11 protein-coding genes and 1 pseudogene are annotated in these 17,864 nt (G+C 70.1%); 9 read left to right on the top strand and 3 right to left on the bottom strand.

Annotated elements, in window-relative coordinates; translation table 11 throughout:
* The first annotated feature begins 2 nt into the window (after positions 1–2).
* Complete coding sequence (locus tag IPJ59_RS03830) at positions 3–770, top strand: FHA domain-containing protein (RefSeq protein ID WP_293252713.1); 768 nt, start codon at positions 3–5, stop codon at positions 768–770.
* A gap of 37 nt (positions 771–807) precedes the next feature.
* Here the strand turns inward: IPJ59_RS03830 and IPJ59_RS03825 are convergent, their stop codons facing one another.
* A complete protein-coding gene (locus tag IPJ59_RS03825) occupies positions 808–1,626 on the bottom strand; it encodes a hypothetical protein (protein ID WP_293252716.1) in 819 nt (272 codons plus the stop codon).
* Between the two features lie 94 nt (positions 1,627–1,720).
* On the opposite strand from IPJ59_RS03825, the gene IPJ59_RS03820 reads away from it, so the two are divergent.
* Complete coding sequence (locus tag IPJ59_RS03820) at positions 1,721–2,623, top strand: hypothetical protein (protein WP_293252719.1); 903 nt, start codon at positions 1,721–1,723, stop codon at positions 2,621–2,623.
* Between the two features lie 65 nt (positions 2,624–2,688).
* On the opposite strand, the gene IPJ59_RS03815 is transcribed toward IPJ59_RS03820, so the two are convergent.
* A complete protein-coding gene (locus IPJ59_RS03815) occupies positions 2,689–3,582 on the bottom strand; it encodes a hypothetical protein (protein WP_293269793.1) in 894 nt (297 codons plus the stop codon).
* A gap of 149 nt (positions 3,583–3,731) precedes the next feature.
* On the opposite strand from IPJ59_RS03815, the gene IPJ59_RS03810 reads away from it, so the two are divergent.
* The 6 genes and pseudogenes from IPJ59_RS03810 to IPJ59_RS03775 all read left to right on the top strand — a co-directional run bounded on the left by IPJ59_RS03810 (position 3,732) and on the right by IPJ59_RS03775 (position 12,531).
* Complete coding sequence (locus IPJ59_RS03810) at positions 3,732–4,502, top strand: hypothetical protein (RefSeq protein ID WP_293269792.1); 771 nt, start codon at positions 3,732–3,734, stop codon at positions 4,500–4,502.
* Positions 4,503–4,870: 368 nt separating this feature from the next.
* On the top strand, positions 4,871–6,832 hold the full coding sequence (locus tag IPJ59_RS03805) for a serine/threonine protein kinase (RefSeq protein WP_293269790.1): 1,962 nt from the start codon (positions 4,871–4,873) through the stop codon (positions 6,830–6,832).
* A 104-nt stretch (positions 6,833–6,936) separates the two neighbouring features.
* Positions 6,937–8,242: pseudogene (locus IPJ59_RS37530) on the top strand (aspartate kinase).
* 32 nt (positions 8,243–8,274) lie between these two features.
* Positions 8,275–8,721: a ComEA family DNA-binding protein gene (locus IPJ59_RS03785; RefSeq protein WP_293269785.1), complete on the top strand. Its 447-nt coding sequence runs from the start codon at positions 8,275–8,277 to the stop codon at positions 8,719–8,721.
* A 142-nt stretch (positions 8,722–8,863) separates the two neighbouring features.
* The gene (locus tag IPJ59_RS03780; protein ID WP_293269784.1) at positions 8,864–10,603 is read left to right on the top strand and encodes a DUF4215 domain-containing protein; all 1,740 of its coding nucleotides are present in this window, start codon (positions 8,864–8,866) and stop codon (positions 10,601–10,603) included.
* Positions 10,604–10,758: 155 nt separating this feature from the next.
* Entirely contained in the window at positions 10,759–12,531 is a 1,773-nt protein-coding gene (locus IPJ59_RS03775; RefSeq protein WP_293269783.1) for a DUF4215 domain-containing protein, read from the top strand.
* A 137-nt stretch (positions 12,532–12,668) separates the two neighbouring features.
* Here the strand turns inward: IPJ59_RS03775 and IPJ59_RS03770 are convergent, their stop codons facing one another.
* Entirely contained in the window at positions 12,669–15,092 is a 2,424-nt protein-coding gene (locus IPJ59_RS03770) for an alpha-amylase family glycosyl hydrolase (protein ID WP_293269782.1), read from the bottom strand.
* Between the two features lie 67 nt (positions 15,093–15,159).
* On the opposite strand from IPJ59_RS03770, the gene IPJ59_RS03765 reads away from it, so the two are divergent.
* Positions 15,160–17,859, top strand: coding sequence for a glycoside hydrolase family 15 protein (locus IPJ59_RS03765; RefSeq protein WP_293269781.1), 2,700 nt, complete (start codon positions 15,160–15,162; stop codon positions 17,857–17,859).
* Positions 17,860–17,864 lie beyond the last annotated feature (5 nt).

Below are 17,864 nucleotides of genomic sequence, written 5' to 3'. Positions count from 1 at the left end.
CGGTGCCGCAGTTCAAGATCAAATTCGGCGGTCGGACCCTCGCCCTGCCGATCGGGTCGCACCTTGTCGGACGCATGAGCGACTGCTGGCTGTGCCTTGATGACGATCTGTGTAGCCGCTATCACGCTCGTCTCCACGTCACCGATCGCGACCTCGTGGTCGAGGACCTCGACAGCAGCAACGGCTCGTACCTCAACGGACAGCGGCTGCAGGGCAGGGTGAAGACCCCGCTGAACCACGGCGATAACCTCCGTATCGGTCGCGAGATTATCTCGATCATCAGCGACGGCAGCCTCGCGCCGGTCGACGACCCGATGGACAGCCTGCGCAAGACCATCGGGCCCCACGAGGAGACCCAATTCCCGCAGCTGATCAGCCAGCTGGTCCAGAAGAGCCTCAACATGGGCAAGCTGAAGGAGGCCGAGCGCTACGCCCTCGCGCTGACCAATCAGCTGATGGGTGCCAACGTCCCGGGCGACCACCCGACCGCGCGCTCGTGCATCCAGTGCCTCATCGCTCTGGCGACCAAGTCCTCCTCGGGCGTGTGGCTCGACCGCGTCTTTCGCCTCCACGCGGTCCACGGTTGGTTGATGTCGGACGAGTCGATCGAGCAGCTGCGCGGCGCCCTCGATCGCATCACCCGGATCCCCGGCACCGGCCTCGAGGACTACGAGCGCACCCTGCGGGAGATGTCGCGCGACGGCGTCGACGTGCCGCGTGGCCTCATGTCGACGATCGCCGAGTTCAGCGACGCCTACGCCGGTCCCTGAGGACATGTCCCACGGGACAGGCGGGCTCGCCGACGCTTCAGTCGTCGCCGAGATCGATGATCTCGCCGTCGGCGGCCACGGCGAACACGTGGTCCCGGCGCCCGCCGTTGGCCCTCAGCTCCTGGCCCTCCGCGCGTGGCCCGGTGAAGTCGAGGATGATGTCGTGCTCGTACGGCGTGGCGATGTCGGCGATCCCGCGGTCCGGCACCGGCGCCGTGGGGTCCTGCTCCCAGCCGCGCAGCTCCATCTTCCAGCGGCCCAGGAGCGTCTGCCAGCGGTGCCAGCCGTCGATCTGGAGGGCGCCGCGGTACGTGCGTTGGATCCGGTCGGACTGGATCTCGATCTGGCGCAGGTCGGGGGTGTCGAGGCGCACCTCACTGACGACGCGGCGCGTCTCGTCGACGCCCCAGGTGACGCGCATGGTGCCGGTCAGCCCCGAACCCTCGCTGTTGAGCCCGACGAAGCTGATAGTGGCGAGACGGCCGTCCGGGGTCGGCTCGCTGAAGCTGACGCGCAGGGCGCCCGCGAAGCTGCGATCGCCGACGCTGCAGGTCGCCGCGCCCGCGCCGAAGTCGATAAGCACGGTGGTGTCGTCGGCCGCGCTGACCTCGGCGCAGGGCACCGCGGCCGCGACCGAGGCCTGCACCGCCGCCGCCAGCGCGGCCGGTGAGGGCGTCGGGTCGAGGTTGGTGGTGAGGTTGACGAGCGCGTGCTCGATCGCCATCGCCCGGCCCTGATCGACCAGCTCCGACACGGCGCTGCGGATCTCGACGACGCTCGCCGGCTCGGGCACGCAGCCACCGAGCTGGGCGATCGTCAGCGCCAGCGCGGCGAGGGTGCAGCGACGAGGCGTCATCAGCTGCGAGGGTAACACGCCCTCGCTCGCGTCCGTGCGGCGAGCTCGTCGCAGTTGCATCGATGGCGTAGGCCTGCGAGCATCAGGCCACGGCATGCTACGTACGTCCCTCCTCTGCTGCGTCGCCTCGCTGTGCACCGAGCTCGCGTCGACGGCCCACGCTGCGGCTCAGGTCCCGCCGACGCGCCCGAGCTCGCAGAGCAGCCTTCCGCCGATGTCGCCCGCGCGTCCCGTCGATGGCCGGCCGCCAGATGTCGGGGTTTCCACCTCGTCCGTCGACCCCGGCCCCGCGCCGGTCGTGATCCCCGTGGTCGTGCCCACGACCACGGAGCCGTCCCAGAGCCCCACGCCGCCAGCCGCGGTCGGCGCTCGCGCCAGCGACCCGGCTGCGCCGGAAGCCCGTCCGGGCGAGCCCATACGCAGCCCCTCCGACCGCTACGGCGTCGCAGCCCCACAGCCGCGCCGCGCGTGGGGCGAGGGCAGCACGCTGCTCACGCGCGACGCGAAGGTCGGCGTGTACATCGCGCCCACCTTCAAGCTCACTGGCATCAATCGCCTGCCGAGCCTCATGCTCGGGGCCGACTTCGCGGTCCTGATCGCCGAGCGCTTCGCCATCGGCGCGGCGGGCTCAGCCCTCGTGACCCCGCTGCCGGCGCTGCGCAACGACGGGCGCACCTTCAACCTGCGCACCCAGTACGCTGGTGTCACTCTCGGCGTCGCGCTGGTGCGCGTGAAGTTCTTCAGCCTCGGCGTCGGCGCGCTGGTCGGCGGTGGTCGTGTCTGCCTCAACGACGAGCGCCTCGATCGCTGCGTCAACCGGGCGGCGATGTTCGTCGCGGAGCCCGAGCTCGGCTTCTCCTTCGCGCTCACCCGCGTGCTGCGCCTGGTGATCTCCGGCGGCTATCGCTTTGCGGTGGTCCAGGCGTGGAGCGGCCCCAGCGATCGCCTGCTGGGCGGCTTCACGGGGACCCTGGCCTTCCGCCTCGGCAAGTTCTGAGCCCAGGCACGGCCAAGCGATAGGCCAGCACATCGGCCAGCACATCGGCTGAACGACGCCGAGACCTAGAAGCGGCCCTGCAACACAAGTCCGCCGAGACTCGGGAGCACGCGTACGTGGGCTGTCTCGGCCTGCCAGTCGGCGCTGCGCTTGCGTCCGAGGCTGTAGCTGATCGCGCCGCCGATCAAGAGCAGCGCACCGACGCCGCCGATCACTCCGAACGACAGGCCCGCGGTGAGGTTCGACTTCTCGCCGGCGCTGCGTGTCGAGCTGATGTCGGCCCGCAGCGTCGCGCAACCAGGCGGCTCGTCTGCTTGCATGGCCTCGGCGCAGTTCATCGTCATCTGCTGCTGGTAGAGCCCGCCGTCGCCGTTGAGCTCGGCGCCGAGGCGCCCGCCCTTGGCCGCGAACACGCCGCCGAGGACGCCGCCGACCACCAGCAGCGCCCCGCCTCCGCCCATCATGCCCACCCCCGCGAGGCGCAGCTTCTTGCCGGGGTCCTCGCTGCGGGAAGGCGGCAGCGGCTCGGGCTCCGTCGGGCCCTCGGGCGTCGGTGCGGGCTCGCGGCGGGCCAGCTCTGCCTCGATCTCGGCCAGCGCCGGCTTGATCTCCTCGGGGTCAGCGCCGAGGCCAGGATCCTTCTCGATCGCCGCGAGGTACTCCTTGAGCGCGCTGCGGGCCTTCTTGAGGTACTCGAGCTGCCGATCGTCGTCGTACAGTTTCTTGTACGACTGGCCGATGTTGTAGAGGATGAGCGGGTCCTTCGAGCGCTTGTACGCGACCTCGAACTTCTCGATGGCCGACTTGTACAGGCCCTGGCTGAAGTCCTTTCGGCCCTGCTCGTACATCGCGTCGGCGTCAGCGTTGGCTGGCGCCAGCGCCAGTGCCGGGGCAGGAAGGACCAGGCCGGCGACCGACACGGACGCGACGAGCGTGAGGTGGAGCGAGGGCCGCAGCATCGAGCGAGGAGCCCTTGTATCACGGATGCCGGGCCAACGTGGAGTTTCGGGCGGATCGCGCGCGGGTCAGGTCGGCGGCGCGGCGTGTGCGAAAACCAGTGCGCGCAGGAGCCTTGGCGGACGCTGGCCTGGCCACTTATCCTGCGCTCATGCTCAAGGGTCTGCTCCGTCGCGCTCACGAGGTCGCCCACAAGCACCTGCCGGAGCGCGTCCGGGACGGCGGTCGCCGCCTCGCCGACGCCGTGCTCGAGCACGCGCCCCGCGTCGTACAGGACGCCGTGGCCCCGCTCCTGCGGGCCCCGGACGCGCCGGATCCAGCAACTACTGCGAGCGTCGAAGACCCTGCGTCCGCGGAAGAGGCGCTCGACTTTCGCGACACGCAGCGGCGGGTGGTCCTCTTCGGCTACCCCGAGGACGCCGCCACCGACCGGGTCGCCGCGCTGTTCGCCGCCGAGGGGATCGTGTTTCGCCGCCAGAACCTCCACCTGCAGCCGCGCGAGGCCCAGCAGATCGCAAGCATGACGGGGGTCATGGTGCCGCCCTATGTGTACATCCACGGCCGTTTCTGGGGCGGCGAGGGCGAGATGGAGAGCCTGCGGGCGCTCGGCGAGCTGCGAGCGGTGATCGCCAACCAGCTCGAAGATCTGAGCCCCGAGGCGCGGAGGATCGGGAAGCTGCGTGAGTCCTTCGATGACGCGCTCACGCCCGACAACATCCTGTTTCGCCTGCGCCGCGGCCATATCATCAGCATCGACGGCCTCGACTGCTGGTACGAGGCCGGCGCCAGCCCGCGCTTTTTCTACGACGGGGCTCCCCGCCTGGTCGACGAGATGCCGGCGATCGCGGCCGAGATCGCCAGGCGCGGCGAGTCCCGCGAGTGCGAGACGCGTTGGCTGTTCGAGCCCAGCGTCGGGGTCTGAGCCGCACGGTGGCCGCCACGGTCTGTCGCCCTGCCGCGGGCCTGGAGGGGTGCCTCTTTGAGTCTGAGCCGCGCGGCGTGTGGCACCCGGACCCAGTCTGGCCCTTGGGACAGGCTGGAGCAGTTCACGAGCGCGTCGCGCAGGAACTTCATCAGGCCAGCACCGCCCACTGATACCAAGTCCACCAATAGCGCACTTCCGCCCGCCGGGACCGTCCCATTTTTTTGCTCCATCATTGCGTGAACAGCCCGGAATGAGGCGCTGGCGGCGGCCTCCGTGCTAAGTTGTCGGCCACGACTCCCCGGAGGCCCAGACGGGGGTTTCCACGTTCATCCGCACGGCCCGTCGGGCCTGAGCGAGAGGGCATGATGCCGGCCTACAGATCCAACAGCGCGGCGACAGAATCCCTGATCGGCCAGACCATCGGCGGCCAGTACACCCTCCAGCGCTTCCTCGGTCAGGGTAGCAAGGCCCGCGTCTTCCTGGCCACGCACCGCACCTTGCACCGCACGGTCGTGGTCCACCTGCTCAACGTGCCGTGGGTCGACGACACCGCCGCGGTCGCCAAGTTCGAGGAGCAGGCCCGGGCCCTCCGTGGCCTGGAGCACCCGAACATCGCCGCCATCATCGATTTTGGTCGCGAGCCCGGCCGCGTGTTCGTGGTCAGCGAGTTCGTCGAGGGCAAGCTGCTGTCGGCCTATATCCAGCAGATGGGTCGCCTCACCCTCGAGGGATTCGTCCCGATCGCGGCGCAGATCCTGAAGGGCCTGGGAGCCACGCACGCGCGAGGTCTGGTCCACCGCGACCTCAAGCCCAGCAACGTGGTGTTGGTGGAGGAGCAGGGCCGCGCCAACTACGTCAAGATCCTCGATCTCGGCCTCGGGCAGGTGCTCGAGGGCCCGCCACGCGACGACGACGCCCCGGTCGTCGGCACCCCGGACTACCTGGCACCGGAGCAGATCCTCAACAAGCCCCTCGACGCCCGCACCGACGTCTACTCGCTCGGCGTGGTCTTCTATCAGATGCTCTCGGGGCGCCTGCCGTTTGTCGGCGAGGGCCAGAGCGGCGCGCGCTCGGTGCTCTACAAGCACGTCAACGACAAGCCGACGCCGCTCACCGAGGCGCTGCGTCCCGGGAGCAACGTGCCCGAGGGGCTCATCGAGCTCATCCACGACTGTCTCGCCAAGAACCCGGACAACCGCCCCAACGACGCCAACGAGATCGTCGAGCGCCTGATCGACAGCGTCCCCGCGGCGCTGTTCCGCCTGCCGGTCGCGCCGGCCAGTCGTACGCCGACAGGCGACCTCGGCCGCACACCCACCGGCGACCAGCGGGTGCGCGCGCCGACCGGCGACCAACGGGTGCGCGCGCCGACCGGCGATCAGCGGGCCTTCGCGGCCGAGCCACCGGCCGTGCGCGCCGAGCCGCTGCCGCAGCACGAGCGTGCCCTCGCCGCCGCGGTCGAGGCCAGCGGTCTGCGCCCGATCCCTGCTGTCGATCTCGGGGCGCCGAACGCCGCGCCGCCCGAGCCGCGCGGTGGCTCGAGCTGGATCCTCGGCCTGCTCGCGCTGCTGCTGACCAGCGGCCTCGTCTACGCGTACATCCAGAATCAGGGCCCGGGCCCGACCCCACCGCCGGGCAAAGCTGCCGTGCCGCCGATCGCCGCTGATCCCCTCGCGGCGGAGCTGGAGAGCGCCGGCAAGCTCGAGTCCTCCGGCAAGCTGGCCGAGGCGCTGGCCGCCTATGAGAGCGTGTTGATGAAGGACCCGTCGCGCGTCACCGCCAAGGATCGGGCCGCCGCGCTCAAGGCCAGGCTCGCCGCGGCCCCGGCCAAGGCCGGTGTGATCCCCGAGGTCAAGGCCGTCGACACCACCGCGACCGTCGACAGCGCGGCCGTCGACAGCGCGGCCGCCGACACCGCCGTCGCCGACACCGTGGCTGTAGACACCGCCGGCGCCAACACGGGTGGCACCAAAGATCCTCCTGGTGAGCCGGTCCAGCCTGTGGAATTCCTGGTCGAGGCGAGCGCGCGAGCCGAGATCTTCGTCGACGGCGTCAGCAAGGGTAAGACCCCGCTGAAGATCCCGCTGCTCCCGGGCTCCCACAAGTTCGAGCTCAAGGCCGCCGGCTTCGCTGTCTTCGAGGAGACCATCGAGATCGCCGCCGACGGCCAGAAGTCGCTCAAGGGCAAGCTCGTACGCAAGGCGGCGGGCTCGGGCGGCGGTTCCGGCGGGATCAACCGCGACGTGGAGAACGCCGCCTCGAACGACCTGGACCCCGAGAACGACGCGCCGACCACCAAGGTCGAGATGCCGCTGAAGCCCAAGTAGCGGGTGGCAACGAGCGGCGCGCTGGGGTCGACCCTTCACGACGAGGACGACAGCGGCGCCGCAGATGCGGTACAGCATCGCCTCGCAGGGGTCGGGGCAATGTCATGTTGATCGTGCAAAAATACGGTGGCTCCTCGGTGGGGAGCCTGGAGCGGATCCGAAGCTGCGCCCAGCGGGTGCTGGCGACCCAGCGGGCGGGGCACGAGGTCGTCGTCGTCGTCTCGGCGATGGCCGGCGAGACCAACCGATTGATCGGACTGGCCAACCAGCTCGCCGCGCTCGAGCGGCCGGAGGAGGCCGCGGCGCACACGTCTCGCGGCCCGTACCTGGCCAGCGAGCGGGCCGGTGATCGCGACCACGAGCGCGAGCTGGATCAGCTCACCTGCACCGGCGAGAACGTCAGCGCCGCGCTGCTGGCGATGGCGCTGCAGAACGCGGGCGGTGCGGCCATCTCGCTGGTCGGCCCGCAGATCGGCATGCGCACCGATGGCACCCACACCAACGCGCGCATCACCGGCATCGAGCACGCCCGCCTGCGTCACGAGCTGGCGAGCGGGCGGGTGGTCGTGTGCGCCGGCTTCCAGGGGGTCGGGCCCGACGGCAACATCACCACGCTCGGCCGCGGCGGCTCGGACACCTCCGCGGTCGCGCTGGCCGCGGCGCTCAAGGCCGGACGTGTGCGAGATCCTGACCGACGTCGACGGCGTCTACACGACCGATCCGCGGGTCGAGCCGCGCGCCCGCAAGATCCCGCGGATCACCTACGAGGAGATGCTCGAGCTCGCCAGCCTCGGGGCCAAGGTGTTGCAGATCCGCAGCGTCGAGTTTGCGATGAAGTACAGCGTGCCCGTGCACGTGCGATCGAGCCAGAACCACAACGAAGGGACGTGGATCATGTCGGAGCAGCGCAACCTCGAGTCGGCCGTGGTCACTGGTGTGGCCCTCGATCGCAACGAGGCCAAGGTCACCCTCACCAACGTGCCCGACGTGCCGGGCACGGTCGCCGCGATCTTCGGTCAGCTCGCGCGGGCCAACATCATCGTCGACATGATCATCCAGAACGCGAGCCGGGGCGGCGCCACGGACGTCACCTTCACCGTCCCGGAGAACGACCTGCGCCAGGCCGTCGCCGAGCTGCGGCGCCTCGGTCTGCCCAACGCGGGACCGATGGAGATCCTGAGCGACCCGGAGATCTGTAAGATCTCCATCGTTGGGGTCGGCATGCGCACACACGCAGGCGTCGCGGCCCGCGCCTTCGAGATCCTCGGGCGCGAGAACATCAACATCCAAATGGTGTCGACCTCCGAGATCAAGGTCTCGGTGGTGGTCCACGAACGCTACGGAGAGCTGGCGCTGCGGGCCCTCCACGCGGGTTTCGGGCTCGACGTCGAGGTCGACGCCGGGGCATGAACGGGGTAGGGCGTGCCGCGGCGGCGGCGATCATGGCGTGGGTGCTCGTGGGTCTTTGGCGCCAGGTCGATGCGACGCCAGCTGGGCCACCGGCGACGATGGTGTGTCGTCCGGCGGCGCTGGTCGACGGTCAACTGGTCTGCGGCGACGCCTCGCTGGCCGGGCTGCGGGCCCTGTGCCCGCGTGTGCGGGCCGACGATGGTGCCGCCATCTCGCTCCAGGATTGCCAGGCGGGGCGGATGCCGGGCAGCGATCTGCTGGCGCTCGGCGGGACGATCGACGTCAACAGCGCCGCGGCGCTGGAGCTCGAGGCCTTGCCAGGGATCGGGCCGACGCTGGCACGTCGGATCGTCGAGGCCCGGCCCTTCCGCAGCGTCGACGATCTGAAACGGGTATCGGGCATCGGGGTCGTGCGGCTGGCGGCGCTGCGGGGCCACGTACGCGTGGGAATTCCGGAGCCCCAACGCGCCGTTCCGTGAGTCTCATCTCTGTCGAGATTGCTCTTTTTGCACGCTCCCTGCGGTAATAGATGGGCTTGGCTTCCATGACCTCGGGCTCCCCGTGGCGTAGCTGAAGCCCCCAGGATTGCCCATGAGGAACAGCCGACCGATGACCCGATCCTTGACCCTTGGTTTCACCGCGCTGGTGCTCGCTGCTTGCGGCGACAACGGCGGCACGACGAACGTCACAGAGGGCGGCACGGATAGTGCCGGCTCGGACAGCACGACGGATAACCCGACGAACCCGACGAACCCGACCAACACGACGCCGCCGACGACGACAGACACGCCGACGGAGGGCACGGGCTCGGGGACGAGCAACAACACCGAGGCAACCGGGACGGCGACGGCGACGGACACGGCGGGGACCGACAGCGCGACGGACACGGCGAGCACCGGGATGGTGACACCGGAGTGCGGCGACGGGATCAAGAACGGCGCCGAGGAGTGTGACGACGGCAACGACGTGGCCGGCGACGGCTGTGAGCCCGGCTGTGTGGTCACGGCGGTGTGCGGCGACGGCATGCAGCAGGTCGGCGAGGCCTGCGACGACGGCAACACGATGGACGGCGACGCGTGCAGCGCCGACTGTCTGACGATCACGGTGCCGGCGGTGTGCGGCAACGGGATGCAGGAGGGTGACGAGCAGTGTGATGACGGCAACGACGTGGCCGGCGACGGCTGCGAGGCGGACTGCACGATCACGCCGCCGGAGTGTGGCAACGGCAAGGTGGAGATGGGCGAGGCCTGCGACGACGGCAACGACGTCAACGGCGGTCCCAACGACTTCTGCAAGAACGACTGCAGCGTGTACATGCCGCCCGCCTGCCAGGCGCCGCCGGACTACGCGATCTGCGACACGAACATCAACCTCGGGGACAAGGCGGACAAGACCAACGCGCACAAGGCGATCGGCATCTGCAACGACAAGCCGGACAACTCGGTGCAGATCACGAACTACAGCTTCAACTCGACCAACAACGCGGCGTGGCAGGTGGCCAAGGGCTTCGGCACCTACAAGTTCGATGACGACATGGACCCGAACACGCCGGACAAGCTGTACTACAGCCCGCGCGAGGGTGACGCCTTCCTGATCGTCAGCTCGGGCGTGGTGAAGGCGCCGAACAACATGGGCGTGGTGGTCGAGAACCCGAACTCGCAGGGTGGCAACGGCGACAACGGCAACGACGACGGCAACGCCCTGCCGCCGCCGTTCCGCTACGAGGTGGGTTCGAACAATGGGGCCGGCGGGACGCCGTTCCAGGACTGCGACGGGGTCACGTTCAAGGACTGCTCGGACACGCTGCAGGCGCAGTGGCAGAAGGGCAACAGCGACCCGAACGACAAGCTGTGGTTCACCTTCAAGACCAAGGTGCCGCTCGGGACCTTCGGCTACACCTTCAACTTCGTGTTCTGCTCGGCGGAGTGGCCGACCTGGGTGAACACGGGCTACAACGACCTGCTGATCGCGTACCAGGTCGACCCGGCGGCGGACGATCCGAACGCCGACCCGCCGGTCGACCCGTACTCGGGCAACGTCACCTTCATCCCCGACCCGAACAACAACATGAAGGGCTTGCCGCTGACGATCACGGCGCTCGACCCGTACTTCAAGGGGCCGGGCTTCACCAACAACGAGGCGCCCCTGGCGGGCACCGGCTTCGAGAGCAACGCGTGCACCGAGTGGTTCACGGCCAAGGGCGGCGTGCAGCCCGGCTCGGACATCACGATCGGCTTCTTCATCGCCGACATGAGCGACAGCGTGCTCGCCACGATGGCGATCCTCGACAACTTCCGCTGGGACTGCGAGGGTTGCATCCCGAGCGAGGTCGACGACTGCGGCGTCATGCAGCCGCAGTGACCTGCGTTCGCTGAGGCGTCAGCAACGCGCACTCTGGGTTGAAGACGCGCGAAGCGGGGCGGGCCACGGGCCGGCCCCGCTTTTTCGCGGTCAGGCGCTATTTTGCCGCTTGGAACCTCCTGTGGGGCGTAATAGGCTCGCAGGCCAGGATTACCATGACCATCTCCAAGAACATCTCCCGGTTTATCTGTCTCGGGCTCGGCGCCGCGGCTCTCACCGCCTGCGGCGACAATGGCAACACCACCGCGGCGACGGAGGGTGCGACGGAAAGCGCCACCTCGAACGGCACCACGGGTGAGAGCGCGACGAACACGACGCCCACCAACACGACCCCGCCGACGACCACGGATGTGCCGACGGAGGGCAGCATCTCGGGGACGAGCAACAACACCGACGCGACGGTGACCGGGACGGCGACGGACACGGCCGGGACCGACAGCGCGACCGACACCGCCAGCACCGGGGCCGCGAACCCCGTCTGCGGTGACAAAGTGGTGGGCGGGGACGAGGAGTGCGACGACGGCAACCTCGTCGACGGAGACGGCTGCGAGGCGGACTGCACGCTCACGCCGGCGGTGTGTGGCAACGGCAACATCGAACAGGGCGAGGTCTGTGACGACGGCAACACCGACGACGGCGACTTGTGCAGCGCCGACTGCCTGACGGAAACCGTGCCCGCGGTGTGCGGCAACGGGATGCAGGAGGGTGACGAGCAGTGCGACGACGGCAACCAGATGGGCGGCGACGGCTGCGAGGCGGACTGCACGATCACGCCGCCGGAGTGCGGCAACGGCAAGGTCGAGATGGGCGAGGACTGCGACGACGGCAACAAGGTCGACGGCGGCAAGAACGACTTCTGCAAGAACGACTGCACCGTGTACATGCCGCCGGCCTGTCAGGCGCCGCCGGACTACGCGATCTGCGACACGAACATCAACCTGGCGGACAAGGCGGACAAGACCAACGCCCACAAGGCGATGGGCATCTGCAACGACCAGCCCGCCAACTCGGTGCAGATCAGCAACTTCAGCTTCAACTCGGTCGTCAACACCGCGTGGCAGGTGGCCAAGGGCTTCGGGACCTACAAGTTCGACGAGGATATGGACCCGAACACGCCCGACACGCTGTTCTACAGCCCGCGCGAGGGCGCCAACTTCCTCATCATCAGCACCGGCAACATCAAGGCGCCGAACAACAACGGCATCGTGGTGGAGAACGCGAACTCGCAGGTCAACAACGGCAACAACGGCAACGACGACGCCAACGCCCTGCCGCCGCCGTTCAAGACCGACTTCGGGTCGAACAACGGGGCCGGCGGGACGCCGTTCCAGGACTGCGACGGGGTCACCTTCAAGGACTGCTCGGACACCCTGAAGGCTCAGTGGGCGCTGGGCAACAGCGACCCGAACGACAAGCTGTGGTTCACCTTCAACACCAAGGTGCCGCTCGGCACCTTCGGCTACACCTTCGACTTCGTGTTCTGCTCGGCGGAGTGGCCGACCTACGTCAACACCGGCTTCAACGACCTGCTGATCGCCTACCAGGTCGACCCGGCGGCGGACGACCCGAACCAGAACCCGCCGGTCGACCCGTACTCGGGCAACGTCACCTTCATCCCCGACCCGAACAACATGATGAAGGGCCTGCCGCTGACGATCACGGCCCTCGACCCGTACCTCAAGACCGACGGCTACACCGTCAACGAGGCGCCCCTCGCCGGGACCGGGTTCGAGCAGCACGCGTGCTCCGGGTGGTTCACGGCCAAGGGCGGCGTGCAGCCCGGCTCGGACGTCACGATCGGCTTCTTCATCTCGGACATGAGCGACAGCATCCTGGCGACCATGGCGATCCTCGACAACTTCCGCTGGGACTGCGAGGGCTGCATCCCGAGCGAGGTCGACGACTGCGGCGTCATGCAGCCGCAGTGATCCACTGGGTCTGACGGGCCCTTCGGGGCCCGTGAGAGGGGCAGGCGTGCGCGGCACGACCTGCCCCTTCTTGCGTGCGCGGGCGCGTCAGGGCGCGAGGAGCACGGGCGCCAGGAACACTGGGCCGTGCGGGCAGCTCAGGGCGCGAGGATCACGGCGCCGTGGGCCGGCACGCTGAAGGCGGCCTTGCCGAGCCCGCTGACCTGCACCGCGGGGCCGCCGAGGCGGTCCTTGAGCTGCTTCTGCGCAGCCAGGCCGAGGCTGGCGCTGACCTCCACGTCGACCATCTTCGCCGCGGGGCCGCGGTGGATCGCCACGACCGCGGCGTCGCCAGCGGCGATCTTGCGGCCGAACACCAGGGTGTCCTCGTCGGCCCACAGCGGGACGTAGGCGCCGCGGCGCAGCGCGGCGACCTGCTGGCGCGCCGTGCCGAGCTTGCGCACCAGCGCCAGCGTGGTCGCCTCGTCGGGGCCGAGCGCCTTGGCGTCGCGCCACATCACGCGGTTGTTCGGGTCGGCGCCGCCCCACTGGCCGTACTCGTCGCCGTAGTAGAGCAGGGGGGCGCCGGGCAGGCCGAGCAGCCACGCCATCGCCACGCGCATGCGCAGCTGCGGCTCGACGTCGCCGGGGGCCTTGGCGATGTTGTCCCACTGGTTGCCCGGGATGCCGGGGTCGTGGCCCGCGTCCTGACCGCGGTAGTCGGCGAGGCTGACGAAGCGGGCGGTGTCGTGGCTGCCGATGTACGGCGTCATGATGGCGCCGACCGGCCACTTCTCGAGGCCGTGCTGCGTCCAGTAGTCGGCGTGCAGCATGCCCTTCTCCTGGTAGGCGAAGCTGCGGTAGCTGACCCCGTGGTAGAGCACGAAGTCGAATTGTCCGTCGAGCCCGAAGGGGCCGATGTAGCGGGCGATCGTGCCGTAGTTCTCGTCGTTGCAGGGGTCGGCGCAGTCGCTCCAGCCCATCGCTGTCTCGCCCATCAGGAAGTACTTGCTGCCGCCGGGTTCGAAGGTCTCGCGCACCGCGGCGGCGAGGTTGCGGGTCGCGACCTCCTCGACGTGCTTGACGGCGTCGACGCGGAGGCCGTCGAGGTCGAACTCGTCGAGCCAGTAGACGGCGTCGGCGACGAAGGCCGCGTTGGCCTCGGGCACGGTGTGGTTGATGTCCGGGAGGTACGGCGAGAACAGGCAGTCGAGGGCGTGGCCGGTCCAGTCGCAGTTGTTGGTGCCGCACACGCAGCCGGTGCGAAACCACTCCGGGTGCTCGGTGAAGTACTCGTGCTGCTCGTGCACGTGGTTGACGACGTAGTCCTGCAGCACGCGGATGCCGTGCTTGTGCGCCTCGCGGACCATCGCCTGCAGCGCCTCGGCGCCGCCGATGCGGGCGTCGACCTCGCGGGCGCGGATCGGCCAGTAGCCGTGGTAGCCGGTGACCAGGTGCTTGCCGTCGCTGGCGAGGAAGGCCTCGTCGGGGCCGGTCTGGAACGGGGTCAGCCAGATCGCGCGCACGCCGAGCTTGTCGAGGGTGCCGTCGGCGATCGCGGCGCGCAGGCCCTGCAGGTCGCCGCCCTGCCAGTCGCCGCGCGGGTCAGCCATGGCCGTGGCGCCCGGGTTGTTGCCGGGGTCGCCGTCGACGAAGCGGTCGGTCATCACCATGTAGATGAGCGCGTCGTCCCACTGGAACGGCTCGGCCTCGACCCAGAAGATCAGGCGCAGCGGCGCCGCGCTGCGACCGTCGCCGGCGGCCGCGGTGACGGTGATGCGGTGCTTGCCGTCCGGGAGACCGGCGACGGCGATGGTCACGTCGCCGGTGGTGTCGTCGATCTTCAGCTCGGCGGCGCTGAGCGCCCGCTCCTTGCCCGAGCTGTCCCGAAGGACAGCCGTGTACGCCGCGGGCTCGGGGCCGGCGCCGGCGAGGCCGTCGACGTAGCGCGCGACCGCGGCGTAGCTGCCCTGACCCGGCGCGGGCCGCTGCACCGACTTGCTCTCGACGACCAGCGCGGGGTCACGGCAGTCGGGCACCAGGACCGCGGAGTTTTCGAGGCCACCCAGGTACTTGCGCCGGCCCTGGCCCGGGTCGAGCACCCACTGCGGCTCGCCGCCGAGGTCGTACACGACCTTGTACGCCTGCAGGCCGGGCGGGAGCAGGGCGGTGGCGTGATAGATGCCGTCGTCGTCGGGCCCGCGCATGACGGTCGCGGTGGCCAGGTTGAAGGCTTGCCACTCGCCGGCGATCTTCGGGGCGGTGCCGCCGGGCGGCGGATCGAAGTGGAACTCGGTGGGGCAGCGCAGCAGCGGGTCGTCACCGGTGGTGCTGTCGCCGGTATCGGCTCCGGTGTCGACTCCGGTTTCGCCGCTGTCCGTGGCGACGCCGGTGTCGGTGGCCGCGGTGGTGTCCGGCCCGGCGGTGGTGGTCGGCGCGCTGGTGCCGGGGAAGCTCGAGGGATCGCCGCCCGGGCCGGTCTCGCTGCCGGTCTCCTCGGCAGGCGTGGCGCCACTGGAGCAGCCGGTGGAGCAGCCAGCGAGGAGCGCGAGGACCGGGGCGAGGCGCGAGCTTCGGTGCATGTCAGCTAGCGACCATAGCCGCTTCGCGTGGGCGTGCAAAGCCGGCGCCGTGCTACCGTGGCGCGTCATGTGCCACCTCAGGCCGACCCGTCCTCGCCTCGCCGGCACGTTCGCGCTGGTGCTCCTCCTCGGGCTCCTGGGCCCCTCTGTTGGCCCCCTGCAGGCCGCCCCGGCGCCGCAGCGTACGCGCTTCGAGCTGCCCTCGGCCAACGGCCACGGCGCGATCCTCCTCGACCTCAAGCAGCGACGGCTCACGCAATTTCGCGAGCACCTGTTCGCCGCGGAGGAGCCGGTGCTCGACGGCCAGGGCAAGGAGGTGTGGGACGGCGAGCAATTCGCGACCGTCCACACCCGCGACCTGCTGTTCGACATGTACTTCGGCGTGCGCGCCGAGGGTCAGCAGCAGTGGCTCACCAAGGCCGCGGTCGACGAGGACGCCAGCGGTTACCTCGCGTGGGACGCGGGCGAGCAGGGTGGCACCGGCATCGTGGCGATGGTGCAGACGATCGGCGCGCTGCGGGCCACCACCTACGCGTTCGCCCCGCAGGCGCTGGCCGCCGGCGGCTTCGTGCTGCTGCTCAAGCTCGAGAACACCGGCGACCAGGCGCTCAAGGGCGTGTCGGCGTTCTCGCTGCACAACTTCCACCTCGGCTACGGCCGGGCGCTGCGCCCGTGGGACGTGCCGAAGGACATCGCCGCCAACGGCGAGACCCTCGTCTACGACGGCGCCGGCAACATCGGCCGCTTCCGCGAGCGTGGCTTCGCCGGGGTCGTCGTGACCCGCGCGCTCGGCCCGATCGCCCACCGCGGCGTCGGTCCCGGCGCCGACCTTTTCAAGCTGGTCGACGGCGGGCTGCCGCAGGACTTCCCCGACAACCAGGCGCCGGTCGTGGCGATCGACGACAGCGTCAGCGGCTTCCAGTGGAACCTCGGCGACCTCGCGCCCGGCGCGACGCAGTGGGCCGGCGTCGCCGTGTTGCACGACCCGGATCCGATCCCCGATACCAAAGCCCAGCTGGCGCTCGACGCCTTCGTCGCCGGCAAGGGCGCCAAGGCCCTGCTCGACGCTGAAGTCGCGGGCTGGAAGGCGCTGCAGGCCGGCGTCACTTTGCCCGCGGGGGTCGAGGCCGACGAGGCCGCGCTGCTGCGCCAGGGCGCCGCGATGTTGCACATGGGACAGGTCCGCGAGGACAGCTACTACCTGCGCGAGTGGCTGAGCAAGGACGGCGAGCCCCGGCGCACCCGCTTCAAGGGTCTCGACGATCAGCCGGTCGTGTTGCCGGCCGTGGTCAAGCACCGCGGCGCCGGGGCGATCCTCGCCAGCCTGCCGCCCGGCGAGTGGACCTACGCCTGGATCCGCGACGGCGCCTACGCGACCGCGGCGATGGCCGCTCTCGGCATGGGTGAGCACGCCCGCCTCGCGCTCGAGTTCTACCTCGACGCCGAGGCCGGCCGCTTCCAGAGCTGGGACGAGCTGGGGCCCTACGCGATGCCGCCGTACCAGATCAGCCTGGTGCGCTACCACGGCTTCGGCGTCGAGGAGACCGACTTCAACAGCTTCGGGCCCAACCTCGAGTTCGACGGTCTCGGCCTGTTCCTGTGGGCGCTGCGGGCCCACGAACAATTGACCGGCGACACCAGCGTGGCCGACGCGCGCTGGCCGGAGATCCGCGACCGCGTGGCGAACGTGCTGGTCGCCCTCATTGACCCCGAGACCGGCCTCATGCGCGCCGACTCGTCGATCTGGGAGACCCACTGGAACGGCCGCCAGCGCCACTTCGCGTACACCAGCATCACGGCGGCGCGCGGCCTCTGCGACGCCGCGGCGATCGCAGCCCGGGTCGGCGACGACGAGCGGGCCGCGATCTACAAGGCCGCCGGCGAGGCGCTGCGCACCGCGATCGCGGCCGAGCTCGGCGACCGCAGCGGGGCGATCGCGGCCAACAGCGAGGAGCTCGCGCTCGGCGAGGGCTACTGGGACGCGGCCGTGCTCGACGCGATTGCCATGGGCCTGTTCGACCCGGCCGGTGCGATCGCCGGCGCGACGTTGCAGGGCCTCGATGAGCACCTGCGCGTCGACGCCGGCCCCGGCTGGTCGCGCAACGACGACCGCTGGGACCACGCCAAGGCCGAGGACCTGAGCCCCTGGGGCAGCGACTACGACAGCGCCGAGTGGGTGATCACCGACCTGCGCGGCGCGATCGCCCTGCGCCTCGCCGGCCAGGTCGACCGCGCCGACGCGCTCACCGAGTGGGTGCGGGCCCAGTCGCAGACCAACTACGGCATGGTCGCCGAGACCTACGACGAGCTCACGGGCGCGTACAAGTTCAACACGCCGATGCTGGGCTTCGGCGCCGGGGCCTACGCGCTGGCGCTGGCCCAGCGCGCCGGTGACTTCAGCGATCCGGCCTGCGGCGCGTACTACCCGGAGCCCGCGATCGGCGACACCGACACGAGCGGCAGCAGCGGCGATGGCAGCAGCGGCGGCGCTGAGACCTCGAGCTCGAGCAGCGGCGGCGATCCGGGCGCGACGCAGACCGGCGACACGCCGACCGACGGCGTGCCGACCACCAACGTGCAGAACGAGATCGGCGGGCCCGAGAGCGACACGGTGAGCACGGGTGGTGAGCGTGGCAGCGACGGCGGCTGCGCGTGTAGCAGCGGTCCGCGTGGGCGATCGCCGTCACTCGCCATGGTCCTCGTCGGGCTGTCCGTCGGGCTCGCGTCGCGGCGGCGACGGATCGGCCAGAGGCCGATAAAACCGTGATCGCA

Source organism: Nannocystis sp., from assembly GCF_016714285.1.
Classification (GTDB): Bacteria; Myxococcota_A; Polyangia; order Nannocystales; family Nannocystaceae; genus Nannocystis.
The sequence above is the reverse complement of the archived record's forward strand: the minus strand, read 5'-3'. Positions and strand labels throughout refer to the sequence as shown.